The sequence below is a fragment of the Pseudomonas sp. NPDC088414 genome, from assembly GCF_044753325.1.
Taxonomy (GTDB): Bacteria; Pseudomonadota; Gammaproteobacteria; order Pseudomonadales; family Pseudomonadaceae; genus Aquipseudomonas.
Genome location: NZ_JBIVMY010000020.1, coordinates 1 through 23,708, shown reverse-complemented (window position 1 = coordinate 23,708; position 23,708 = coordinate 1). Strand labels below are relative to the sequence as shown.

General features: G+C 58.9%; 22 protein-coding genes. 12 read left to right on the top strand and 10 right to left on the bottom strand.

The features are described 5' to 3' along the window. The first annotated feature begins 74 nt into the window (after positions 1-74). The 5 genes from ACIP8I_RS17525 (at position 75) to ACIP8I_RS17505 (ending at position 5,445) form a co-directional block, all read left to right on the top strand. Positions 75-1,277 carry an MFS transporter gene (locus tag ACIP8I_RS17525; protein ID WP_400762673.1) on the top strand — a complete coding sequence of 401 codons (1,203 nt, stop codon included), beginning with the start codon at positions 75-77 and terminating at the stop codon, positions 1,275-1,277. 205 nt (positions 1,278-1,482) lie between these two features. Continuing rightward, positions 1,483-2,409: a DUF72 domain-containing protein gene (locus tag ACIP8I_RS17520; RefSeq protein ID WP_400762671.1), complete on the top strand. Its 927-nt coding sequence runs from the start codon at positions 1,483-1,485 to the stop codon at positions 2,407-2,409. Further along, on the top strand, positions 2,406-3,203 hold the full coding sequence (locus ACIP8I_RS17515; RefSeq protein WP_400762669.1) for an endonuclease/exonuclease/phosphatase family protein: 798 nt from the start codon (positions 2,406-2,408) through the stop codon (positions 3,201-3,203). The genes ACIP8I_RS17520 and ACIP8I_RS17515 overlap by 4 nt, the downstream gene beginning before the upstream one ends. Further along, the gene (clsB, locus tag ACIP8I_RS17510) at positions 3,200-4,474 is read left to right on the top strand and encodes a cardiolipin synthase ClsB (protein ID WP_400762667.1); all 1,275 of its coding nucleotides are present in this window, start codon (positions 3,200-3,202) and stop codon (positions 4,472-4,474) included. The genes ACIP8I_RS17515 and clsB overlap by 4 nt, the downstream gene beginning before the upstream one ends. Then, the gene (locus ACIP8I_RS17505) at positions 4,471-5,445 is read left to right on the top strand and encodes a lysylphosphatidylglycerol synthase domain-containing protein (RefSeq protein WP_400762665.1); all 975 of its coding nucleotides are present in this window, start codon (positions 4,471-4,473) and stop codon (positions 5,443-5,445) included. Before clsB ends, ACIP8I_RS17505 begins: the two co-directional genes overlap by 4 nt. 153 nt (positions 5,446-5,598) lie before the next feature. Here the strand turns inward: ACIP8I_RS17505 and ACIP8I_RS17500 are convergent, their stop codons facing one another. From ACIP8I_RS17500 to ACIP8I_RS17480, 5 genes are all read right to left on the bottom strand, one after another. Then, positions 5,599-6,357, bottom strand: a complete 759-nt coding sequence (locus tag ACIP8I_RS17500) for an alpha/beta fold hydrolase (RefSeq protein ID WP_367085900.1) — start codon at positions 6,355-6,357, stop codon at positions 5,599-5,601. Next, positions 6,347-7,456: a DUF3182 family protein gene (locus ACIP8I_RS17495; RefSeq protein WP_400762663.1), complete on the bottom strand. Its 1,110-nt coding sequence runs from the start codon at positions 7,454-7,456 to the stop codon at positions 6,347-6,349. Before ACIP8I_RS17495 ends, ACIP8I_RS17500 begins: the two co-directional genes overlap by 11 nt. Before the next feature lie 182 nt (positions 7,457-7,638). Next, a complete protein-coding gene (locus tag ACIP8I_RS17490; protein WP_400762661.1) occupies positions 7,639-8,373 on the bottom strand; it encodes a TenA family transcriptional regulator in 735 nt (244 codons plus the stop codon). Positions 8,374-8,463: 90 nt separating this feature from the next. Continuing rightward, on the bottom strand, positions 8,464-9,657 hold the full coding sequence (locus ACIP8I_RS17485; protein ID WP_400762659.1) for an MFS transporter: 1,194 nt from the start codon (positions 9,655-9,657) through the stop codon (positions 8,464-8,466). After that, complete coding sequence (locus tag ACIP8I_RS17480; protein WP_400762657.1) at positions 9,658-10,788, bottom strand: HesA/MoeB/ThiF family protein; 1,131 nt, start codon at positions 10,786-10,788, stop codon at positions 9,658-9,660. A 571-nt stretch (positions 10,789-11,359) separates the two neighbouring features. Here ACIP8I_RS17480 and ACIP8I_RS17475 point away from each other — a divergent pair. From ACIP8I_RS17475 to ACIP8I_RS17450, 6 genes are all read left to right on the top strand, one after another. Then, on the top strand, positions 11,360-12,028 hold the full coding sequence (locus ACIP8I_RS17475) for a YjfI family protein (RefSeq protein WP_400762655.1): 669 nt from the start codon (positions 11,360-11,362) through the stop codon (positions 12,026-12,028). 17 nt (positions 12,029-12,045) lie between these two features. Beyond that, on the top strand, positions 12,046-12,744 hold the full coding sequence (locus ACIP8I_RS17470; RefSeq protein ID WP_007966153.1) for a PspA/IM30 family protein: 699 nt from the start codon (positions 12,046-12,048) through the stop codon (positions 12,742-12,744). A 198-nt stretch (positions 12,745-12,942) separates the two neighbouring features. After that, positions 12,943-13,590, top strand: coding sequence for a DUF2491 family protein (locus ACIP8I_RS17465; RefSeq protein WP_400762653.1), 648 nt, complete (start codon positions 12,943-12,945; stop codon positions 13,588-13,590). A gap of 15 nt (positions 13,591-13,605) precedes the next feature. Next, complete coding sequence (locus tag ACIP8I_RS17460; RefSeq protein ID WP_027614247.1) at positions 13,606-14,031, top strand: DUF350 domain-containing protein; 426 nt, start codon at positions 13,606-13,608, stop codon at positions 14,029-14,031. Positions 14,032-14,048: 17 nt separating this feature from the next. Beyond that, positions 14,049-14,732, top strand: coding sequence for a DUF1190 domain-containing protein (locus ACIP8I_RS17455; RefSeq protein ID WP_367085909.1), 684 nt, complete (start codon positions 14,049-14,051; stop codon positions 14,730-14,732). Positions 14,733-14,734: 2 nt separating this feature from the next. Further along, complete coding sequence (locus ACIP8I_RS17450) at positions 14,735-15,892, top strand: glutathionylspermidine synthase family protein (RefSeq protein WP_400762650.1); 1,158 nt, start codon at positions 14,735-14,737, stop codon at positions 15,890-15,892. Positions 15,893-16,075: 183 nt separating this feature from the next. Here ACIP8I_RS17450 and ACIP8I_RS17445 read toward each other — a convergent pair whose 3' ends face one another. Next, positions 16,076-16,594 carry a single-stranded DNA-binding protein gene (locus ACIP8I_RS17445; protein ID WP_007966163.1) on the bottom strand — a complete coding sequence of 173 codons (519 nt, stop codon included), beginning with the start codon at positions 16,592-16,594 and terminating at the stop codon, positions 16,076-16,078. Between the two features lie 9 nt (positions 16,595-16,603). Beyond that, a complete protein-coding gene (locus ACIP8I_RS17440; protein ID WP_003228711.1) occupies positions 16,604-18,001 on the bottom strand; it encodes an MFS transporter in 1,398 nt (465 codons plus the stop codon). A 190-nt stretch (positions 18,002-18,191) separates the two neighbouring features. Here ACIP8I_RS17440 and uvrA point away from each other — a divergent pair, with 190 nt between their 5' ends. Beyond that, a complete protein-coding gene (uvrA, locus tag ACIP8I_RS17435) occupies positions 18,192-21,026 on the top strand; it encodes an excinuclease ABC subunit UvrA (protein ID WP_367085911.1) in 2,835 nt (944 codons plus the stop codon). Positions 21,027-21,089: 63 nt separating this feature from the next. Here the strand turns inward: uvrA and bfr are convergent, their stop codons facing one another. The 3 genes from bfr to rplQ form a co-directional block, all read right to left on the bottom strand. Next, positions 21,090-21,554 (bottom strand): bacterioferritin, encoded by a 465-nt coding sequence (bfr, locus tag ACIP8I_RS17430; RefSeq protein ID WP_003228714.1) that lies wholly within the window; start codon positions 21,552-21,554, stop codon positions 21,090-21,092. Positions 21,555-21,704: 150 nt separating this feature from the next. Beyond that, positions 21,705-23,159, bottom strand: a complete 1,455-nt coding sequence (locus ACIP8I_RS17425) for a catalase (RefSeq protein WP_400762647.1) — start codon at positions 23,157-23,159, stop codon at positions 21,705-21,707. 239 nt (positions 23,160-23,398) lie between these two features. Next, positions 23,399-23,708 (bottom strand): 50S ribosomal protein L17 (gene rplQ / locus ACIP8I_RS17420; protein ID WP_400762645.1); only part of this gene is annotated, 310 nt, incomplete at its 5' end.

Here is a 23,708-nt window from a genome sequence, read left to right as displayed (position 1 = left end):
CCCAACCCTGTATTTTTCCGCACAAGCCAAACCCCGACACTGCGCTCCATTCAAACCTCTACCGGAGTGCTGTCATGCCCATTGCCTTGCTCGCGCTGACCCTCAGCGCATTCGCCATCGGGACGACCGAGTTCGTCATCGTTGGCCTGCTCCCCACCATCGGCGCCGATCTCGGCGTCAGCCTGCCGTCCGCCGGGCTGCTGGTCAGCCTGTATGCGCTGGGCGTTGCCATTGGCGCGCCGGTGCTGACCGCCCTCACCGGCAAAGTCCCGCGCAAACTGTTGCTGCTGTCGCTGATGGTGCTGTTCACCCTCGGCAACCTGCTGGCGTGGATGGCGCCGGGTTATGAATCGCTGGTGCTGGCGCGGATCGTCACTGGCCTGGCGCACGGGGTGTTCTTCTCCATCGGCTCGACCATCGCCACCAGCCTGGTGCCCAAGGAAAAGGCTGCCAGCGCGATTGCGATCATGTTCACCGGCCTCACCGTGGCCCTTGTGACCGGCGTGCCGCTGGGCACCTTCATTGGTCAGCATTTCGGCTGGCGAGAAACCTTCCTCGCCGTCTCGGCGCTGGGTGTGATCGCCTTCATCGGCAGCCTGCTGTATGTGCCGAACAACATCGCCCACAGCAAACCGGCGTCCTTGCTGCAGCAACTGCAAGTGCTGAAACAACCGCGTCTGCTGCTGGTGTACGCAATGACCGCGATCGGTTACGGCGGCTCGTTCATCGCCTTCACGTTCCTTGCGCCGATCCTGCAGGACATCTCCGGTTTCAGCGCCGGCACTGTCAGCCTGGTATTGCTGGTGTACGGCGTGTCGGTGGCGGTCGGCAACATCTGGGGCGGCAAACTGGCGGACAAACGTGGTCCGATCAGCGCTTTGAAAATCATCTTCGCCCTGCTCGCCGCCGCGCTGTTCGTGCTGACCTTTACCGCCGCCAATCCATGGCTAGCGCTGGCCACGGTGCTGGTGTGGGGCGCGGTGGCGTTCGGCAACGTGCCGGGGTTGCAGGTGTATGTGGTGCGTCAGGCTGAACATCACACACCGCATGCGGTAGACGTGGCGTCGGGGCTGAACATTGCCGCGTTCAACCTCGGGATTGCCGGTGGTGCGTGGGGCGGCGGACTGATCGTCGAACATCTGGGCCTGATTCACACGGCGTGGATCGGCGGGCTGGTGGTGTTGCTGGCGCTCGCCCTGACTGCCTGGAGCGGGCGACTGGATCGCCTCGGTCCGACCTATGCCGAAAGCACTTCGCGAGTCGTCACCGGCCACTGATCCCACGATGCCCCCTGTAGGAGCTGCCGAAGGCTGCGATCTTTTGATGTTGCTTTTCAAGATCAAAAGATCGCAGCCTTCGGCAGCTCCTACAGGAATGATGTTGTCTCCAGGCTACCGTCCGTAACGCCACCGAAACTTTCCCGAACCGCGCACAGTCATCAACAGACACAGGCTGTACGAGGACTGACAACGGGAGGGCGGCATGGCGACGATTCACATCGGTATTTCCGGCTGGCGCTACGTTCCGTGGCGCGGGGATTTCTACCCGAAAGGACTGACCCAGAAGCGCGAATTGCAATTCGCTTCTAGGGCGGTCAACAGCATCGAAATCAATGGATCGTTCTATGCGCTGCAACGGCCCGAACGTTACGCCCAGTGGTACGCCGAAACGCCGGACGACTTCGTGTTCAGCGTCAAGGCACCGCGATTCATCACCCACGTTCGACGCTTGCGCGAGATCGAGAAACCGTTGGCGAACTTCTTCGCCTCCGGGGTGCTGGAACTCAAGGAAAAGCTCGGGCCGATCCTCTGGCAGTTTCCGCCGAACTTCAAATTCGATCCCGAGCGCTTCGAGCACTTTCTGTCACTGTTGCCCCACGACACCGAGGCCGCAGCCGCCCTCGCCCGCCAGCACGACTCACACTTGCACGGCCACGCCAGCCTCAAAGCCTGGCGCAAAAAACCGCTGCGCCATGCCGTGGAAGTGCGCAACGACAGCTTCATCGACCCCGACTTCGTGCGCTTGTTGAAACGCTACAACACCGCCCTGGTGATCGCCGACACCGCCGGCAAATGGCCGTACCGCGAAGACCTCACCAGCGACTTCGTTTACCTGCGTCTGCACGGCGCCGAAGAGCTGTACGCCAGCGGCTACACCGAGTCGGCGCTCAAAAACTGGGCCGAACGCATCGACGCCTGGCATCACGGCCGACAGCCTGGCGATGCGCACCTGATCGCGCCGCGCCTCAAGCCGCGGGCGCGTAAATCCCGCGAAGTGTTCTGCTATTTCGACAACGACATCAAAGTCCGCGCGCCCTACGACGCGCGCAGCTTGCTCCACCGATTCGAGCTGGATAAAACGCTCGCCACCACCCCCGGCGAACCTGCTGGCGAAGGGGTGCTGGCATGAGTATTCCAGAGCCGGTCGGGTTCACCGACGAGCAGACCAGCATCGAAGTGTCGGTGCGCCGTTTCACCGTGCTGACGGTCAACACCCACAAAGGCTTCACCGCCCTCAATCGGCGCTTCATCCTCCCGGAGTTGCGCGAAGCGGTGCGCAGCGTGGCCGCCGACGTGGTGTTTCTGCAGGAAGTCCACGGCACCCACGAACATCATCCCAAGCGCTACAGCAACTGGCCGACGATGCCGCAATACGAGTTCCTCGCCGACAGCCTGTGGCCGCAGTTCGCCTATGGGCGCAACGCGGTGTACCCGGAGGGCGATCACGGCAATGCATTGCTGTCGAAATTCCAGATCATCCGCCACGACAATCTCGACGTGTCGATCAGCGGCCACGAGAACCGTGGCCTGCTGCATTGCGTGCTGCGCCTGCCCGGCGATGGTGTCGAGGTGCATGCAATCTGCGTGCATCTGGGCCTGCGCGAAAGTCATCGCAATGCGCAATTGAAACTGCTCGGCGAGCGTCTGGCGCAACTGCCGGAAGATGCTCCGGTAATTGTCGCCGGTGACTTCAACGACTGGCGCCAGCGCGCCGACGCGTTGCTTGAACCCTGCGGCCTGCGGGAGGTGTTCGCCGAGCATCACGGCAAACCGGCGCGCAGCTTTCCGGCGCGCCTGCCGATGCTGCGCCTCGATCGAATTTACGTGCGCAACCTCAAGGCCAGCCAGCCGAAGGTTCTGGCGAACCGGCCTTGGTCACACCTTTCCGACCACGCCCCGTTATCGGTGGAGATCGAATTATGAGCAGCGCACCGCTGGAGAAATCCGCCGTGGAACCGATCAGCATCAACCCGCCGGTGCGCGAGCCCGGACATGTCGATGTCGAGTACAACTGGCAGGGCAACAACCGCATCGAGTTGCTGGAAAACGGCGAGGAATATTTCCCCCGGGTCTTCGACGCCATGCGTGCGGCGAAGAGTGAAATTCTGCTGGAGACTTTCATCGTTTTCGAAGACAAGGTCGGCGCAGAGTTGCAGCAGATCCTGATCGACGCCGCGCGGCGTGGCGTGCGCACCACTGTCAGCCTCGACGGTTTTGGTTGCGGCGAGTTGACCACCGGTTATCTCGCGGCACTGAGCGAAGCGGGCGTGCATCTGCAAATGTTTGACCCGGCACCCAAACATCTGGGCTTTCGCACCAACTGGTTCCGCCGCTTGCACCGCAAGATCGTGGTGGTCGACGGACTGATCGCGTTCATTGGCGGGATCAACTTTTCCGGCGATCACCTGGCCGATTTCGGCCCCGAGGCGAAACAGGATTATGCGGTGCAGATTCAGGGGCCGGCGGTCGCTGACATCCATCATTTCGCCCTGTTGCAAAGCGGTCGGCCGGGCCGCGCACGGTTCTGGTGGCAACGGCGCCGCCAGCGCCGGGCAGACATGGCCTTCAGCGACCACGATGGGCAGGTACGCCTGGTGTTTCGTGATAACGATCAGCATCACACCGACATCGAAGACGTATATTTGCAGGCACTGCGCCGGGCCAAACGCCGAGTGGTGATCGCCAATGCCTACTTCTTCCCCGGTTATCGCCTGCTGCGCGAAATCCGCAATGCAGCGCGCCGTGGCGTTCAGGTGCGACTGATCCTGCAGGGCCAGCCGGACATGCTGGTAGCCAAACTGGCGGCGCGCATGACCTACGACTATCTGCTCAAGGCCGGGGTGCAAATTCACGAATATTGCCAGCGCCCGCTGCACGGCAAAGTCGCCCTGGTGGATGATGAATGGAGCACCGTTGGCTCGAGCAATCTCGACCCGCTGAGCCTGTCGCTGAACCTGGAAGCCAACGTGCTAATCCGCGACCGCGCGTTCAATCAGCACTTGTTCCAGCGCCTTGAAGACCTGAGCCAGAACCACTGCAAGGCGATGGACGCCAGCATGTCCCCGCGAGGACGGATCTGGCACATGACCGTAGGGTTTCTAGTGTTTCACTTCCTGCGGCATTTCCCGTCAATGGCCGGTTGGTTGCCGGCGCACAAACCGCGGCTCAAGCCGTTTCGGGGGCGCACGTCATGAGCCATTCCCACGCACAGTCTGCGCCCGCCACTCACTCTCGATGGAGTCGCTGGAAACGCCCACTGACGTTGCTTTTCTTCCTCGCGCTGATCGTGTTGCTGACGATGTTCGCCACCCGTATCGAATGGGCGGAAGTTCTGCAAACCCTCGCCGACTTCAAGGTGCGCACGCTGATCATTGCCGCCAGCCTGACCCTCCTGAGTTTTCTCACCTACGCCAGTTTCGACCTGATCGGCCGCACCTACATTCGTCAGGACCTGACCTGGAAACAGATCCTGCCGGTGGGGATCATCAGCTATGCGTTCAACCTCAATCTCAGTGCCTGGGTCGGCGGAATCGCCATGCGCTATCGCCTGTATTCGCGCCTGGGGGTGAGCAAAAGCAACATCGCCAAGATCCTCGGTCTGAGCCTGGCGACCAACTGGTTCGGCTACATGACGATTGCCGGCGTGGTGTTCAGCAGCGGCCTGGTGAGCATGCCGCCCGGCTGGAAAATCAGCAGCGCCGCGTTGCAGGGCATTGGCGTGCTGTTGCTGCTGTTGAGTGCCGGTTACCTCGCCGCGTGCCAGTTCTCGAAGCGCCGCGAGTGGTCGATTCGCGGGGTGGAAATCAACCTGCCATCCCTGCGCATGGCCGTCCTGCAATTGCTGCTCGGTGCGCTGAACTGGTCGCTGATGGCAGCGGTGATTTTCACGTTGCTGCCGAGCAAGCTGGATTATCCGCTGGTGCTCGGCGTGCTGTTGATCAGTGCGATTGCCGGGGTCATCACGCATATCCCGGCGGGACTCGGCGTGCTGGAAGCGGTGTTTGTCGCGCTGCTGCAACACGAAGCTTCACGCGGGAGTCTGGTGGCCGGGTTGCTGGCGTATCGGGCGATTTATTTTCTGCTGCCGTTGTTGATTACGGTGGTGATGTATCTGTTGGTGGAGGCCAAGGCCAAAGCGTTGCGGATCGAGAAGAAACCCGGATGACCCCGATTTTGTGGCGAGGGAGCTTGCTCCCGCTCAGTTGCGCAGCAGTCGTAATACCGGCGACCTCGTTCTCCTTCAGAATCGAAGGTGAAAGGTATCCTGGCCTCTTCGCAGCCCAACGGGAGCAAGCTCCCTCGCCACAGGGGGATGTGCTCAGCCGGACTGAATAATGCTCAAGCGCTCACCGACCACCATCTCGGTAATCCAGTCCACCAGAATCGAGGTGTAGGCCTGCTGCGAAACCGGTTCGCTCAAGGCATGGTCGGCGCCGTCGATAATCCGGTGGGTCAGCGAATGCGTCTGCTGACACGCAGCGCGATAACTCATGATCGTTGCGTGGGGCACGTAGTCATCAGTTTCCGATTCCACCAGCAACACATCCCCGGTGAATTGCGAACAGGCGTGCAGCGCACGATTGTTGTCGGCACGGACCAACGTCGCTCGATAGTCGCGCAGGTCAGCCTTGTCCAGATCACGCTTGGGTGTGTGCCATTGCTCATCGCGATACAGCGCCGGCACCCGCAACGCCAGCCAGCGCACCGGACGCAACGAGGTGAGGATCGAAGCCAGGTAACCGCCATAACTGGTGCCGACCACCGCAATCGCCGAGGTATCGAGCGCCGGATGCGCCAGCAGGCGATCGTACGCGGCGAGCAAGTCGCGCAGGTTGTCCTCGCGCGTGACCCGGGTCAGCGGAATTCCGGTACCACCGGTGTGGCCGCGCAAGTCGAAGGTCAGGCACACGCAACCCAGACCGGCGATGCCCTTGGCACGCTCGAGGTCGCGCTCCTGGCTGCCACCCCAACCATGCACAAACAATACGCCCGGGACTTTCGATTTGGGACTAAGAAACGTCCCGCTCATCTGTTCATCATCAATGTCGATCTGAATGCTTTCGCTTCTAGCCGTCATAGGATTTGACCGTTACGTATTTGAGAAGGAATTCGCTGTTCTCCGCCGGCCCGCGATAGATTTCGATGGCGTCGGCCGGCAGGGTTTGATCGTTGTAGGTTTCCACCGTCGACACGCGGATCGCGGGCATCTGCGGATCATTGACGAAGCTTTGCAGCGCGGCCAGTTCAGCGCTGCTGGCACCGCCCATGCGCCAGGATTGTTCGAGCACCCCGCTGCGGGGTTTGCCATTGCTGTCCAGACCTTGGGCAATGTCGTAGTTGCGCCGCGAGGCGTAGAAATCTGGATAAGCCTCATCCGCCGCCCGGTCGAAAATCTGCGCCTGCTTGATGGCCAGTCGCACGTCGTCCGGCAAATCCAGCGCCAGCAGATCTTCGTAGCCGCCCTGCACGACCAACAGATTCGAACCACCATAGACGTCTTCGCCATGGGCATCTCTGGTCAAGTATTGATCACCGCAGTAGCTCAGCACTTTGTCGCCGATGAATGACTGGCCAACGCTGTGGGTGAAGACCTTGCTCAAGTCCTGTTCGAGCACCACGCCATCGCGAAACAACGTTTTCGCGTCTGCACGGGCCAGTACTTCATCGAACCTGTCGAGGCTGTTGATAACTTCCTGGCCACGACCAGCGCAAGCGTGAATCGGCTTCAGGCGGATCGGTCCGCTGTACAGCAGATGCTCGGCAGCGGGTCGCGCGTCTTCCACGGCAAACACCGTCAAGCCGTCGAGCACCACATCACGCACGCGCTCGGAGAATTGCGGCGCCCAGCCTTGTGGCGCGTGAGCCAGATGACTGCGCAAGCCGTGGCTGATGGCTTTGGTGCAAATGAAATCGTGTTCGACGTACCCGCCCCACAAATCGCCGGGCCCCCTGATCCCCAGATTACGCGCGCTGGCCGGGCCAACAATGGTCTGGGTCGGCAGCCAATACAAATCGCGACCGCGATGCCTCTGCGGGTCAAAACTTCCGCCGAAGTTGAGTCCGAGAATCTGCGCCAGCCAGCGGGCAAGTGCCTTGTTGGTCTGCACTTCATGTTGCGGCGCCCCGGCCCGAACCGAATGGGCGACGACCACTTTCCTGCTCGACATCGGGGTCATACGTCCCCCTTCAAGCCAATTGATGAATGTAATGAGAGAAGTGCAGAGATCAGGCCAATCGCCTGGCGCCGGGAATGCCAAAATGAATCAATCGCTTGGAACAAGCATAGTGGCATCAGGCCTGTTTCAATCTGCACGACTGCCAGGGAATCCGCGGCAATTTGCACGAAACGGGACGCCGGCTACTGCTGACTGATTTCCTTCCAGATGGCATCGAACATGACACAACGTTTGAGGATAGCCTGACGTCCGATTTGAATCGCAAGCCGCTTTGCTTCAGGAGTCTGATGAGTCAGTCGTTGCAGAATTCCCAGCATGGTAATCGCGTGATCCTCATCCTCTTCGATATGCAAGCGAAAGAACTCCAGGCCTTCCTCACTGACATTCAGTCCCTCCAGTGCCAGCAGAATCGGTTTGTAAATCAGTGGCACAATGGCTTCGGCTCCCAGGCAGAGCGCTGCGAGGCCCTCGACAGGATTTTCACTGCGGCAAAGCTGCAGGATGCATTGGGTAAAATCCACGGTCTGAGGTAAAGGCGATTCAGCCAAGGGATGGGTGCCCAGGATCCGCAGCGACCTTTGAAACAGTTCGGCATGCGTGAGCTTGTTATCACCATCTATACCCATTTCCTCTTGCATGTTTTCCAACAGCAATTTGATGTCGCCAAGGGACTCGAGGCGATTAAGGATTGCGCACAGAAAACGGGTAAAGTTTCGCGAGTAGTAATGATGCTGAATCAGAAAGTACTGCATTCCCCTCAGGGAAACATGGCCGTTTTGCATTGCTCGCAACAGCTCATGATTAACCAATCCTTCTAACGCATCAGTGTCCAGCCATTCGTCCCACAATGTGCCTCCGGCCCTGAATTCAATAACCTTTGCCACATTGCCGTCATTCAACTCTTTGTCTTGTTCCAACTTTAAATTCCTTTAACTATTATCAGCCATCCAGCCGATCGCAACTTTCCAGTTATTCCGAAAACCCTGGCAAACCTACAAGAGCCGTATTCATCGTGAGTCGCTGCAAATGACGCGGGGCTCAGACCTGGCCAGAAAATAAGCGCATAGAGAGGCGAAAATGATGCAGAGACCGCCTGACGCAAGAAGCAGAGCGCTGCTTGAGAAATGCAGTAACAGCCATCCACTCAGCAGGCTCGCCGGCGGAATCGCGAGGTAGGCAATGAGCCGTGTAACTCCGACCGTTCGCCCAAGAATGATTTGCGGAACCACCTGCTGGCGATAGGTGAAAAAAGCGATGACCACCACGGATTGGCAAGCGGTAGAAAGCGCCCACAGTGCCGAAAGTGACCATGGATCGGCGGCCATCGCCCCCATCAGGGTGAACACCCCAGCCAGCAAGCAGCTTCGACGGATGAGAATGCCGGCCGGGTATCTCTTCACCAGAAACGCCCCCACAGCTGATCCGGCAACGGCACCTGCACCAATGAGCCCGTAGTAATAGCCGACATCACTCAATGGCACGGCCAGTAACGTGGTGTAGACATAGACAAGGCTTGCACCGATCAAGGCAAAACCGAAATTGCAGAAAAAGAACAGCATGACGAACGAACGCAGTTCTCGATGCTGGATGACATACAGCAGCCCGGCTTTGATTTCCGTGAACACCCGCGTCGTGGCGGGCGGAGGCTTACCCAGCTCTTTCAGCAAGAAGCAAAGCGGCAGGGATAGCGTAAATCCGACAATGCTGCCAATCAGCAACTGCTCCTTGGTACTGACGGCGAGCAAGGCCGCAACGCCGATTGGCGCAACGATGCGAATGATGTTGTCACTGGCGTTGACGATCGCATTGAACCGATGAAGTTTGGGGCCTTCAATCAGCGCTGGCGCGATACTCTGGAAAACCGGGTGGTGAGTGGCACCGACGCTTGCCAGCAGAAAGCTCAGCAATAACAGGGTGATACTCAAGCTGCTCCCGGACAGCGTACTCACAGCAGCATATATAAGGCAGCCGGTGACGATGTTGATCAGATCACCACCGATCAGAAAACGCCGTTTGCTGTAGCGATCACTCCACACACCGGCGAAGGGCGTGACCAGTATGTAGGGCGCCATCGCGGCGAAAAAAGCCAGCGACGTCCAGACTGGGGAGCCGGTCTGCTCATAAACATAAAGCGGGATCAGAAACGCGATGGCCCATGAACAGATGGACGTGATGGCATAGGACGCCAGGAGTTTGAACATCTAGACAGTCTCCGCCTGCCGCGACCGTTGCCCGTTCGCGAGATGTCCACACACCGTGCAGTCCGGATTCTGCTGCCAGACTTCAGCAACGCTGACGTCCAGGTCGTCGAATGTGAATTCCTTGAGTTTGTTGGTCAATTGTGGCGGTTGGCAGCCGGTGATGATCTTGACCGTTTCGCTGACCATCATCCCAGCGGTGACGGCCACCAAAGTCACAAGAGCCGGGCCGGGATGCTCATAAGTGATGTCGTGCTGTTTGGCCAGGGTCGAAACACTGTTCACCAAGCTGCTCTTGTTACGCGCCGACGTCAGCCAGCAAGCACCGCAGCCTGAGGACCCAGGCACCACCGAATAAAACACCGAGCGGCGTACATCAAGCCCGCCTGAAATGAAGGGTACGCCCTGTTCAACGCAGGCCTCATTCAGCCAGTCGGCCATGTAGTTCGCGGGTTTATCGGCGACACAAATCACAATATCGTGACCGCGTACGATGCCGGCGACGTCTTGCGCCGACTGGAGGCGGGTTTCGTGAGCAGTAATGTCGAGGTGACTGTTGAATTCAAGCAACCTGCGCCTGGCCGTTGCAACCTTCGGCATGCCGACGTCGGTTTCCTTGTAAAGGATCTGCCGGTTCAAATTGCTCAACTCGATCGTGTCAAAATCGAGGATCGTCAAGTGGTGGACGCCCAGCGCCACCAGGTCGAACAGGATATGGGTGCCCAGACCGCCGCAGCCCAGGACACAGACCCTGGCCGCGCGCAGTTTTTCCTGGTGGGTGAACTTGTTCTCGCCCACAGCCGCCATCGACCCGAAAAAGTCGATGTTGCGGGAAAATCTGATGCGATCATGATCCGAAAGAGAAGTCGTTTCAAAAGCATCCGGACTCTCGACCAACCGGTATTTGATCAGATCTTGCGCGACGCTTCGGATTTCGTCCTGATCCACCCCGGGATAACGGCCTGCCACCTGGGTAATCAACGCTTCGTAGGGTGTATGGCCATCAAGTGCCCTGACGAACTCCCAGACAGCACCATGGGGGTCGGGGATTTTTGCGTATTGACCGTTAAAACGCAGAACTACCTGACCATCAAGTTTGAACGGAATAATCGTCGGTTTAAGACAAAGCTTCATATTCGAGCCTCAATCGCTATTAAAACAACTTGATAAAGAACCAGAGCCATTAAGGCCCCGGTTCTTACTGATCAGATCAGCCGATCTGAGAATCGCCAGCGGAAGATGCTTTTTCGAAAGTCATAATGATTTCCTCAAAAGTTGAAGGGCCGGTAGTCCAAGCTATTTTCCACCGGGGTGAAGGTGTGCACACCCCCAAAACTAGAATAAGTTTTCAGTGGTTGCGAACCGAGCTTGTTTCTTAATATTACTCACACCAAATACACTTCCTACGATCTTAAGAAGTATCGCTATTACTTCTTACGGAAACATGCAAAAACAATGTAGGAATTATCTTCAATATTTAAACAGTGAAGATTCACAGCGGGAGAATTGAAAATAAATTCGCCTTCCAGACAATAAACATCAGTGATTAATCAGAAACACACTCTCCACCCGGGACAACGCTTGCGACCACACCTCATCAGCGATTTCCACAGGCCGAAAAAATCTCACGCGTGAGCCATTGATGGCATTTTGAATTGGTTGTAGTGTGGCTCACGCGTGAGATGTTCATAACGGAGTCATTGCCATGAAAAGCCGCTCCCCCACTGTTGCGTCAGAGAGCCCACAGGGAGAGCGCTCGAAACCGTCCGCGAAAAAACCGTCGAGCTTCTATATGAAGCAGATGCGCGCGGGCCTGGCTGCCGCCGGTTATGTGAAACACGAAACTTGGGTGCTTCCGGAAAACCGAAGCTTGCTCAAGCAGATGGAGCAACAGCTACGCCAACCGATTCTGGCTGGCTCATTCATGTCGGAGAATTACATGAGCGCAGGCAACAACTGGAACATCGATAGCCTCTTCAACGCCCTCAAGGCACTGGACGAGGTGGCTTCGCAGGAGATCACGCTGTCGCTGATCCAGAGCTCCGAACCCAGCATCAAGCTGGAAATGAACGAATTCGGCGGTCTGCCGATTCACATTGCCCTGGCCGGTGCACAGATCATCGTCGACACCGTGCTGGTGGATATCGATTCGATCACTGACGTGCGCGCCTTCAACGACGCCGTGCTGCGCAGCCGGGAAATGTTCCCGCTGTCGTCGATCGGTATCGAGTCGATGCCCAATGGTCAGACCGTTTACAACATGTTTGGCGCCCTCAGCGCCGACTCGAGCCTGACCAACGTCGTCACCGAGGTGAAAACCCTGGTCGACAACGTGCAGCGCGCGAGCGAAGCCTTCGCACACTTCTTCAAGTAATCAACAGGGAATATCCAATGACTCAGTCCATCTGGAGCAAGTTGTTCACCGCTCTGCGCGGCGGCGCCAATGAAGTCGGCGAAGCGATCGTCGACCAACAGGCCCTGCGCATCCTCGACCAGGAAATCCGCGACGCCGACACCGCGCTGTCCAACGCCCGCCGCGAGCTGGTCACCATCATGGCCAAGCACAAACTGGCCGCTGACCGCGTGAGCGAGTACGACGCCAAGATCAAGGATCTGGAAGCCAAGGCGGTTTCCGCGCTGAACGCTGGCCGCGAAGACCTGGCCATGGAAGTAGCCGAAGCGATTTCGACCCTGACCAACGACCTGACCGCCGAGAAAGCCCAGAGCGACGAGTTCGGCACCTACGCCGAAAACATGCGCAAGGACATCAGCAAGGCCGAGTCGCGGATCAAGAGCCTGCGCCAACAGGTGGACATGGCCAAGGCCCGTGAAAGCGTGCAGAAAGCACAAGTCAGCGCATCCATCGCCAGCGGCGGCGCCAACGGCAAGCTGGAAACCGCCGTCGGCACCCTGAACCGTCTGCAGGCCAAGCAGCAGCAACGCGCTGCCGAGCTGAGCGCTGCCGATGAGCTGGCTGACGCTTCGACCGGCAACGATCTGGAACGCAAACTGCGCGACGCCGGCATCACGCCGAACGAAGGCAGCGCCAATGCGATCCTTGAGCGCCTGAAGCAAAAATCAGCTCAGTAAAACCGCCCCCTGTAGGAGCTGCCGCAGGCTGCGATCTTTTGATCTTGAACCCAGATCAAAAGATCGCAGCCTGCGGCAGCTCCTACAGTTTTTCGCACCCACAACATTTGCATTTTGCCTGCTCGTTCGTCGCCCGGCCCGGTACACTAGCGGCGCTTTTTACGACGAACACCTCCACCCGCCTCAAGGAATGTACCCATGGGATGGTTCAAAGACTTGCTGGGCACCAGCAACTGGCAGACTGCCGCGCCCGCTCCAGTGGCCGGCGGCCCACTCGGAATGGCACAAGGCAAAGGCGTGCGTTTCGATTCGACTCTTGCGCTGCTGCTCGATGGCAGCACCTCGGTACAGGTTCCGGCTGCAGAGGCCATCTGGAGCGCCGGCTGGATCGATCTCGGCCAATCCAACAAGCTGCATCGCTACTACCTCAACAACGAAGACTTCTGGCTGCAGATCCACGTCACCGGTGACGATCAGATCGAATCGGTCACCCTGTTCAACTACCTCAGTTACGTGACCGTCAACAGTGACGCCGAACTGCAGCGCCTGGCCGGCCCGGCAAGCCCGATCGGCCTGCCGACCTACACCCACGACGGCGTCCAGTACAGCCGTGAATGGGGTACCGAGCAGGGCCAGACCGAACTGGTGCCGCTGACCGAACACGTGGTCAACCCGGACGAGAGCTACACCATCGAACACCACTCGATGCTTTACGCGCGCGAGACCGGCCTGACCGATCGCCGCGAACTGCTGCTGTTCTCCGTCGAACAGGACGAGGAAGGCACCGTCAGCCTGAGCACTTCGCTGGGTATTTCGCTGTACACGACTGATTTGAGCACCATTTAAAAAAGGAAGTTTTCCATGCTGGAAGTGCTGGCCGTTTCCCTGAACAAGACCGCGCTGGTCGGTTTCGTCGTCTACCTGATCGGCGCCGTGCTGCTGTTCATGCTGTTCCAGTTCGTCTACACCCGCATCACGCCGCACAAAGAGTTCGAATTGATCCGCTCCGGCAACATTGCCGCCGCCATTGCTTTGGCTGGCGCGATCATTGGCTTTGCGATTCCGGCCAGCAATGTGATCGCGTTTTCGGTCAACGTTCTCGATTTCGTGCTGTGGGCGGTGATTGCAGCCGTGGTGCAACTGCTGGCCTTCCTCGCCACGGGGTTGGTGCTCAAGGGCACGTCGCAGCGCATCGCCAACGGTGAAATCGCTTCGGGTATCTACGTGGCCGCAGTGGCCATCAGCGTCGGCATGCTCAACGCCGCGTGCATGACCCCGTCCAACTGATCGGCAGGAAGCCTTCGATGAAACGCAGCAAGTACGTCCAACTGTCTCTCGCCGCCTCGGTGGCCATGGCCATTTCCGGCGAAGCGGCAGCGCTGGATCCGCAACGCTTTCAAACGGTCGAACAGTGCATCGATGCCTCGGTCGCGGCCGACGTTTGCTCGAACGCCTACGTCGCGGCACTCACTGAACACCGACGCATTGCGCCGGCTTACGACGACAAGGCCAAGTGCGACGCCGACTTCGCCGCCGACTGGTGTCAGAAAAATTCCGACGGCCGTTTCGTGCCGAAACTCGGCGGCTTCAAAGTGCCGCAGAATGGCGAGGCACCGCAGGATCTGGATGCGATTGCCAATGCGCAGTTGCCTGCCGGTGAAGCGACGGCCGCGCAAAACGTACAAAGCACTTCACACGCTTCCGGTAGCGGCAACGGTTGGCTCTCGGGCTGGCTGATCGGCAATGCGATGAGCAACAACGCCAACCGCACGGTCTATCGCGACCGCGACACGCGCCAGACCTACAACACGTCGACGCAGTACCGCAAAATCGAATCGGCGCCACGCAGTCAACCAGACTACGAGAGCAGCAAAAGCAAACCGGTGAACGTCGCTTCGTCGACCTCCCGGGGTGGTTTTGGCAGCCAGTCATCCGCCCGTAGCGGTTGGGGCGGATGGGGCAGCAGCTCCGGTCGTTCGAGCAGCTGACCATGAAGAAGATCCACTGCGCCGAGCGCCCCGACTGGAAACAGACGGCCGAAAGCCTCGGCTTTCTGTTCCACACTATCGACGACGAGCCGTACTGGGACGAAAGCGCCTACTACCAGTTCACCCTCGCGCAGATTGAAAACGACCTGGAGGATCCGACCACCGAACTGCACGAGATGTGCATGGACCTGGTCGACCGCGTGGTGCACAGCGAAGAGCTGCTGGATCGCCTGAGCATCCCGGCGCCGTACTACGACATGATTCGCACTTCCTGGCTGGAAGGTCATCCCCATCTGTACGGGCGCATGGACTTTTCCTACAGTGGTAACGGCCCCGCCAAGTTGCTGGAACTCAACTACGACACGCCGACCAGTCTCTATGAAGCGGCGGCGTTTCAATGGGGCTGGCTGGAGCAGTGCATCGAGCGCGGAATGCTGCCGCGCCACGCCGACCAGTTCAACAGCATCGACACCAAGCTACATCAGGCATTTGCCGAGTTGCAGCTCAAGCGGCCGTTCTACTTTGCTTCGATGAAAGACTCGGTCGAAGACAAGGGCACCACCGACTACCTGCGCCTGATCGCGGAAAAGGTCGGCATCGAATCACGGCATATCGACATCGAGGACATCGGCCTGACCGCTGAGGGTCGCTTTGCCGATCTGCAGGATCGCTGGATCCCGCACCTGTTCAAACTGCACGCCTGGGAATTCATCTTCCACGAGCCGTTCGGTGCAGCAATCGCCGAGAGCGATACGCAGTTCTTTGAACCGGCGTGGAAATCGATCCTGTCGAACAAAGGAGCGCTGCCGCTGCTGTGGGAACTGCACAAGGGCCATCCGAATCTGCTCGCGGCGCATCGTGATCCGAATCCTGCCAGTGCAGTGCCCAAAGGCTGGGTACGCAAACCGTACTTCTCCCGCGAAGGCGCGAATATCGAGCTGCAAACGGCAGAAGGTCTGATCGTCAAAGAGGACGGGCCCTACACCGATGCGCCATTCATCCTGCAGGAATTTGCGCCATTGCCGAAGTTCGACGACAGCTACACGCTAGTCGGCTCTTGGGTGATTGGTGATCAGGCGGCGGGGATCGGTGTGCGGGAAGACAACAGTCTGATCACCAAAGATTCCAGCCGGTTTCTGCCGCACCTGATCCTCGACTGAGGCACAGATTCCTCCTTGTAGGAGCTGCGGCACGCTGCGATCTTTTGACCTTGATTTAAAAGATCAAAAGATCGCAGCCTTCGGCAGCTCCTACAGGTGATGACCGTAAAATCGCGCGCCACAAAAAAGGCCCGTCGTGTTGAACGACGGGCCTTTTTTATTCAGCGCGGATGCAGCGTCGAATCAGAACGGAATGTCGTCATCGAAGCTGTCGAAATCCGGAGCCGGTTGCGGTGCAGCCTGCTGTGGAGCCGGGGCCGGACGCTGTTGCGGAGCCGACTGCTGCGGACGCGGAGCCTGTTGACGTGGCGCCTGCTGCTGGTAGTTGTTGCCACCGCCTTGTTGGTCGCCCTGTTGTGGACGGCCGCCGAGCAGCTGCATGGTGCCTTGCATGTCGACCACGATTTCAGTGGTGTAACGCTTGATACCGTCTTTTTCCCACTCGCGGGTCTGCAGCTTGCCTTCGATGTATACCTGCGAACCTTTACGCAGGTATTCGCCGGCGATTTCCGCAACCTTGCCGAACATCGAAACACGGTGCCATTCGGTCTTCTCGACCTTCTGACCGGTTTGCTTGTCGGTCCACTGTTCGCTGGTTGCCAGACTCAGGTTGGTCACGGCGTTACCGTTAGGCAGGTAGCGAACTTCGGGATCCTGGCCGCAAGTGCCGACCAATATGACTTTGTTAACCCCACGGGCCATAACGTTCTCCTAGGCTTCGCAAGCAGCCTCGGCCGGGTTGTTCACCAGGCGTTCGAGGGTGTCGCGATCCACTAATTCTTTGTCCAGTTTGATGTAAACAGCCGCTTCATCAGCAACTATCACTGCATCTGTTACCCCTACGAGGGCCTTGAGGCGCTCGACCAGACCCGCTTCGCGGATCGCCTCGGGCGACAACGGCAAGCGCAGACTCGTCACGTAGGGAGGTTCGCGCATGGTAACAGCAAAGGCCAGCCAGATGGCAGCCAGACCCGCACATCCAAGGAACACAACCGACAGACCGCCATGCTGAAACAGCCAGCCGCCGAGTATCCCGCCGAGTGCCGAACCGAGGAACTGACTGGTGGAGTACACGCCCATCGCCGTGCCCTTCCCGCCTGCCGGTGAAACCTTGCTGATCAGCGACGGCAACGAAGCTTCCAGCAGATTGAACGCGGTGAAGAACACCACCGTACCGATCACCAGAGCCCGCAAGCTGTCACCGAACTGCCAGAAGAATAGCTCAGTGAGCATCAGCGTCAGGACGGCGCCGAGCAAAATTCGTTTCATTTTGCGTTTCTTCTCGCCGTAGATGATGAACGGGATCATGGCGAAGAAAGAAATCAGCAGCGCGGTCAGGTAAACCCACCAGTGCTGCTCCTTGGGCAAACCGGCCTTTTCCACCAGCGCTAGCGGCAGTGCGACGAAGCTCGACATCAGCATCGCGTGCAGCACGAAAATGCCCAGGTCCAGGCGCAGCAGATCGGGATGTTTGAGCGTCGGCATCAAGGCCTGACGCGCCACGCCGGATTCACGATGACTCAACGGCCCGGTGGATTTCGGCACCATGAACATCACGATGACGATCCCGAACAGGGCCATGCCGCCCGTGGCGAGGAACAGCCCGGACAGGCCGAACGCACGAGTCAGCAACGGCCCGACCACCATGGCCACGGCGAACGACAGACCGATGGTCATGCCGATCATGGCCATGGCTTTGGTGCGGTGCTGTTCGCGAGTCAGGTCGGAAAGCAACGCCATCACCGCCGCGGAAATTGCCCCGGCGCCTTGCAGGATGCGTCCGGCGATCACGCCCCAGATCGAATCGGCCTGAGCCGCCAGCACACTGCCGAGGGCGAAGACCACCAGCCCGAGGAAAATCACCGGACGCCGGCCGATACGGTCGGAAATGATCCCGAACGGAATCTGGAAAATCGCCTGGGTCAGGCCGTAAGCGCCAATCGCCAGCCCGATCAGGGCCGGGGTCGCTCCCGCCAGGTCCATGCCGTAGGTCGCCAGCACCGGCAACACCATGAACATGCCAAGCATACGGAAGGCGAACACCAGGGCCAGACCGCTCGCTGCGCGGGTCTCGCTGCCACTCATGCGTTCGCTGTGGGGATCGTGCATGGAAAAACCTCGTGTGAACCGGCGGCGATTCTACCAGTCCCATCGAAAGACGGGGTATATCGCGACGCTATGACGCGTATAGATGAAACTCTCTTCATGCAAGGCAAAAACCCTTCGTTTGATAGTGTGCATCCATCCAGTATTTGCCCGTATACTCCTATGTTTTCGACGCCCGCCGAGCGAGGCCACTTTGGACAAGATCCTGATACGTGGGGCCCGTACCCACAACCTGAAGAACATCGACCTGACCCTGCCACGGGACAAACTGATCGTCATCACCGGCCTGTCCGGATCCGGCAAGTCGTCCCTGGCCTTCGACACGCTGTACGCCGAAGGTCAGCGCCGCTATGTCGAATCCCTGTCGGCCTACGCCCGACAGTTCCTGTCGATGATGGAAAAGCCCGACGTCGACACCATTGAAGGTTTGTCGCCGGCGATCTCCATCGAACAGAAGTCGACCTCGCACAACCCGCGCTCCACGGTCGGCACCATCACCGAAATCTACGACTACCTGCGTCTGCTGTATGCGCGCGTCGGTACGCCGCGCTGCCCGGATCACGACATTCCGCTGGAAGCGCAGACCGTCAGCCAGATGGTCGATCTGGTGCTGGCACAACCGGAAGGCAGCAAGCTGATGTTGCTGGCGCCGGTGATCCGCGAGCGTAAGGGCGAACATTTGTCGGTATTCGAAGAACTGCGCGCCCAAGGCTTCGTCCGCGCCCGGGTCAACGGCCGCATTTGCGAACTCGATGAACTGCCGAAACTGGATAAACAGAAAAAGCATTCGATCGATGTGATCGTCGACCGCTTCAAGGTCCGCGCCGACCTGCAGCAGCGTCTGGCCGAATCGTTCGAAACCGCACTGAAGCTGGCGGACGGCATTGCCTTAGTCGCGCCGATGGACGATGAGCCAGGTGAAGAGATGATCTTCTCCGCGCGCTTCGCCTGCCCGATCTGCGGCCACGCGATCAGCGAGCTTGAGCCGAAGCTGTTCTCCTTCAACAACCCGGCCGGCGCCTGCCCGACCTGCGATGGCCTGGGCGTGAAGCAGTTCTTCGACATCAAGCGCCTGGTCAATGGTGAACTGACCCTGGCCGAGGGCGCGATTCGCGGCTGGGACAGGCGTAACGTCTATTACTTCCAGATGCTCGGCTCACTGGCCTCGCACTACAAGTTCAGCCTTGAGAAGCCGTTCAACGAACTGACCGCCGAACAGCAGAAGCAAATCCTGCACGGCAGCGGCTCACAGAATGTCGACTTCAAGTACCTCAACGATCGCGGAGATATCGTCAAACGTTCGCATCCCTTCGAAGGTATCGTGCCGAACCTTGAGCGCCGCTACCGCGAAACCGAATCGGCCAGCGTGCGCGAAGAACTGGCCAAATTCCTCAGTACCCAGGCCTGCCCGGATTGCCGTGGCACCCGTCTGCGACGTGAAGCGCGGCATGTGTGGGTGGGCGAGAAAACCCTGCCGGCAGTGACCAACCTGCCGATCGGTGATGCCTGTGAATACTTCGGCGAGCTGAAGATGACCGGACGTCGCGGCGAGATCGCTGACAAGATCCTCAAGGAGATCCGCGAGCGTCTGCAATTCCTGGTCAACGTCGGCCTCGATTATCTGTCGCTGGATCGCAGCGCCGACACCCTGTCCGGCGGTGAAGCGCAGCGTATTCGTCTGGCGAGCCAGATCGGCGCCGGTCTGGTCGGGGTTTTGTACATCCTCGACGAACCGTCCATTGGCCTGCACCAGCGCGATAACGACCGCTTGCTTGGCACCCTCAAGCACCTGCGCGACATCGGCAATACGGTGATCGTGGTCGAGCACGACGAAGACGCTATTCGTCTGGCCGACTATGTGGTGGATATCGGGCCTGGCGCCGGGGTGCACGGCGGGCAGATCGTCGCTGAAGGTACGCCGGACGAAGTCATGGCACACCCGGACTCCCTGACCGGCAAATACCTGTCAGGTCGGGTGAAGATCGAAGTGCCGGCCAAACGCACGCCGCGCAACAAGAAGCTGACGCTGTCGCTCAAGGGCGCGCGCGGCAACAACCTGCGCAACGTCGATCTGGAAATTCCGATCGGCTTGCTGACCTGCGTGACCGGCGTTTCCGGCTCCGGCAAGTCGACGCTGATCAACAACACGCTGTTCCCATTGAGCGCTACTGCACTCAATGGTGCGACCACGCTGGAAGCGGCCGCACATGACAGCATCAAGGGCTTGGAGCATCTCGACAAGGTCGTCGACATCGACCAGAGCCCGATCGGCCGTACGCCGCGTTCCAACCCGGCGACCTACACCGGGCTGTTCACACCGATCCGCGAACTGTTTGCCGGTGTGCCTGAGTCGCGCTCCCGTGGTTACGGCCCGGGGCGGTTCTCGTTCAACGTCAAGGGCGGTCGCTGTGAGGCGTGTCAGGGCGACGGCCTGATCAAGGTCGAAATGCACTTCCTGCCGGACATCTATGTGCCGTGCGACGTATGCAAGAGCAAGCGCTACAACCGCGAAACCCTTGAGATCAAATACAAGGGCAAGAGCATCCACGAAACCCTCGAGATGACCATCGAGGAGGCACGGGAGTTCTTCGACGCGGTACCGGCGCTGGCGCGCAAGCTGCAGACGTTAATGGATGTGGGCCTGTCGTACATCAAGCTCGGGCAGTCGGCAACCACGCTCTCCGGTGGTGAAGCGCAGCGGGTCAAGCTGTCACGCGAGCTGTCCAAGCGCGACACCGGCAAAACTCTGTATATCCTCGATGAGCCGACCACCGGTCTGCACTTTGCGGATATCCAGCAACTGCTCGACGTGCTGCATCGCCTGCGCGACCACGGCAATACCGTGGTGGTAATCGAGCACAATCTGGACGTGATCAAGACTGCCGACTGGCTGGTGGATCTGGGGCCGGAGGGCGGCTCCAAGGGTGGGCAGATCATCGCCACCGGTACGCCGGAAGAAGTGGCCGAGATGAAACAGTCTCACACCGGTCACTACCTCAAGCCGTTGCTGATTCGCGATCGGGCCTGATCCCCAGGCATGAAAAAGCCCCTGTCACTTCAACCGTGACAGGGGCTTTTTTGTATCTGGCAATCAGGTGTGAGACTGCAGGTAATTCTCGAGACCGATGAGCTTGATCAGGCCCAACTGCTTTTCCAGCCAGTAGGTGTGATCTTCCTCGGTGTCGTTGAGCTGAACACGCAGGATTTCGCGACTGACGTAATCCTTGTGCTGCTCGCACAACTCAATGCCTTTGCACAGTGCGGCGCGGACTTTGTACTCGAGACGCAGATCGGCTTCGAGCATCTCCGGCACGGTGGTGCCGACATCCAGATCGTCCGGACGCATGCGCGGCGTGCCTTCGAGCATCAGGATCCGGCGCATCAGAGCGTCGGCGTGACCAGCCTCTTCTTCCATCTCATGGTTGATTCGTTCGTAGAGCTTGGTGAAACCCCAGTCCTCATACATCCGCGAGTGCACAAAATATTGGTCACGCGCGGCCAGTTCGCCGGTCAGCAACGTGTTGAGGTAATCGATAACGTCTGGGTGGCCTTGCATCGCCCTACATCTCCCTGCCTGAAAGTCTGTAGTTTGAACCAAGCTGACCGGAAGGTCACCCCGTTTCGCGCAATAAAAGCGAAGATATTCTGAGAAAATCGGCCTAAATAACGCAAAAACCGCCCTAATGAGGGCGGTTCTGCTTCTCGTTTAGACTTCGTTAAGCTGTACGTTGAGCAGCTTTGCGATTGCTTCTCCATACGCCGGGTCGGCTTTGTAGAAATGCTGCAACTGACGATCAACCACATCAGGTGAAACACCGCTCATGGCGCCGGCGATATTACTGACCAGCAAGGCTTTCTGCTCGTCGCTCATCAGACGGAACAGCGCACCGGCGTGGCTGTAGTAATCGGTGTCTTCGCGATGGTCGTAACGGTCAGCGGCACCGCTCAAGGCCAGCGCAGGCTCGGCGTAGTGCGGCGCTTGCTTCGGCGATTCGATATAGCTGTTCGGTTCGTAGTTAGGTGCTGCACCACCATTGCTGCCGAAGGCCATCGAACCGTCGCGCTGGTAAGTGTTCACCGGGCTGCGTGGGGCATTCACCGGTAATTGCTGGTGGTTCGTGCCGACACGGTAGCGGTGGGCATCGGCGTAGGCGAATACACGGCCTTGCAGCATGCGATCCGGCGACAGACCGACACCTGGCACCATGTTGCTCGGACCGAATGCGGCTTGCTCGACCTCGGCAAAGTAGTTCAGGGGGTTGCGGTTCAGCTCCAGTTCGCCGACTTCGATCAGCGGAAACTCCTTTTGCGACCAGGTCTTGGTCACGTCGAACGGGTTCTCGTAGTGCGCTGCAGCCTGAGCCTCGGTCATGATCTGAATGCATACGCGCCATTTCGGGAAATCGCCACGCTCAATCGCCTCGAACAGGTCACGCTGGGCGTAATCCGGATCGGTGCCCGCCAGACGTGCAGCGTCGGCCGGCGCGAGGTTCTTGATCCCTTGCTGGGTCTTGTAGTGCCATTTCACCCAGTGACGCTCGCCTTGTGCGTTGATCAGGCTGTAGGTGTGGCTGCCAAAGCCGTGCATGTGACGATAGCCGTCAGGGATGCCGCGATCCGAAAACAAGATGGTCACCTGGTGCAGCGCTTCAGGCGAATGCGACCAGAAGTCCCACATCATTTGCGCGCTTTTCAGGTTGCTCTGCGGCAGACGTTTCTGGGTGTGGATAAAGTCGGGAAACTTCAGCGGATCACGAATGAAGAACACAGGGGTGTTGTTGCCAACGATGTCCCAGTTGCCTTCTTCGGTGTAGAACTTGAGGGCGAAACCACGTGGATCACGTTCGGTGTCAGCCGAGCCACGTTCACCGCCTACAGTGGAGAAGCGCAGGAACGTCGGGGTTTGTTTGCCGACGGCCTCAAACAGTTTGGCGCTGGTGTACTCGGTGATATCGCGGGTCACGGTGAACGTACCGTAAGCACCCGAGCCTTTGGCGTGCACACGGCGCTCAGGAATGTTTTCACGGTTGAAATGGGCAAGCTTCTCGATCAGATGAAAATCGTCGAGCAGCAGCGGGCCACGAGGGCCGGCGGAGCGAGAATTCTGGTTATCAGCGACAGGTGCGCCACTGGCGGTCGTAAGCGTTTTGATCTGGCTCATGCGGTCTTCTTCCTCTGTCAGTCTTGAAACTGCCGGCTAATCGGCTTGCTGGGAAGTATTGATCATCGATGTGACACCTACAAATTCATTAACTTGTAGTCACCGATAGATAATTACTAATTATGCGTCCCGGCACATAGTGACAACAGAACAATGTCAGAAGCTTGTACGAACAGCGCGTTTCCTGCGGGCACAAAAAACCGGGCACTAGGCCCGGTTTTTTGTTTCAGACTGACGTCTTACTCGGCGGATACAGCTTCGCCAGCAGTAGCACGATCAACCAACTCGACGTACGCCATAGGCGCGTTGTCGCCAGCGCGGAAACCGCACTTGAGGATGCGCAGGTAGCCACCCTCACGGGTAGCGTAACGCTTGCCCAGGTCGTTGAAGAGCTTACCACCGATAGCTTTCGAACGAGTACGGTCGAAAGCCAGACGGCGGTTAGCCAGGCTGTCTGTCTTGGCCAGAGTGATCAGCGGCTCGGCAACGCGGCGCAGTTCTTTGGCTTGTGGCAGAGTAGTCTGGCTCAGCACGTGCTCGAACAACGAC

Coding starts and splice junctions, on each gene's coding strand:
- ACIP8I_RS17525 (WP_400762673.1), top strand. CDS start 75: ATGCCCATTGCCTTGCTCGCGCTGACCCTCAGCGCATTCGCCATCGGG.
- ACIP8I_RS17520 (WP_400762671.1), top strand. CDS start 1,483: ATGGCGACGATTCACATCGGTATTTCCGGCTGGCGCTACGTTCCGTGG.
- ACIP8I_RS17515 (WP_400762669.1), top strand. CDS start 2,406: ATGAGTATTCCAGAGCCGGTCGGGTTCACCGACGAGCAGACCAGCATC.
- clsB (WP_400762667.1), top strand. CDS start 3,200: ATGAGCAGCGCACCGCTGGAGAAATCCGCCGTGGAACCGATCAGCATC.
- ACIP8I_RS17505 (WP_400762665.1), top strand. CDS start 4,471: ATGAGCCATTCCCACGCACAGTCTGCGCCCGCCACTCACTCTCGATGG.
- ACIP8I_RS17500 (WP_367085900.1), bottom strand. CDS start 6,357: ATGACGGCTAGAAGCGAAAGCATTCAGATCGACATTGATGATGAACAG.
- ACIP8I_RS17495 (WP_400762663.1), bottom strand. CDS start 7,456: ATGACCCCGATGTCGAGCAGGAAAGTGGTCGTCGCCCATTCGGTTCGG.
- ACIP8I_RS17485 (WP_400762659.1), bottom strand. CDS start 9,657: ATGTTCAAACTCCTGGCGTCCTATGCCATCACGTCCATCTGTTCATGG.
- ACIP8I_RS17480 (WP_400762657.1), bottom strand. CDS start 10,788: ATGAAGCTTTGTCTTAAACCGACGATTATTCCGTTCAAACTTGATGGT.
- ACIP8I_RS17475 (WP_400762655.1), top strand. CDS start 11,360: ATGAAAAGCCGCTCCCCCACTGTTGCGTCAGAGAGCCCACAGGGAGAG.
- ACIP8I_RS17470 (WP_007966153.1), top strand. CDS start 12,046: ATGACTCAGTCCATCTGGAGCAAGTTGTTCACCGCTCTGCGCGGCGGC.
- ACIP8I_RS17465 (WP_400762653.1), top strand. CDS start 12,943: ATGGGATGGTTCAAAGACTTGCTGGGCACCAGCAACTGGCAGACTGCC.
- ACIP8I_RS17460 (WP_027614247.1), top strand. CDS start 13,606: ATGCTGGAAGTGCTGGCCGTTTCCCTGAACAAGACCGCGCTGGTCGGT.
- ACIP8I_RS17455 (WP_367085909.1), top strand. CDS start 14,049: ATGAAACGCAGCAAGTACGTCCAACTGTCTCTCGCCGCCTCGGTGGCC.
- ACIP8I_RS17450 (WP_400762650.1), top strand. CDS start 14,735: ATGAAGAAGATCCACTGCGCCGAGCGCCCCGACTGGAAACAGACGGCC.
- ACIP8I_RS17445 (WP_007966163.1), bottom strand. CDS start 16,594: ATGGCCCGTGGGGTTAACAAAGTCATATTGGTCGGCACTTGCGGCCAG.
- ACIP8I_RS17440 (WP_003228711.1), bottom strand. CDS start 18,001: ATGCACGATCCCCACAGCGAACGCATGAGTGGCAGCGAGACCCGCGCA.
- bfr (WP_003228714.1), bottom strand. CDS start 21,554: ATGCAAGGCCACCCAGACGTTATCGATTACCTCAACACGTTGCTGACC.
- ACIP8I_RS17425 (WP_400762647.1), bottom strand. CDS start 23,159: ATGAGCCAGATCAAAACGCTTACGACCGCCAGTGGCGCACCTGTCGCT.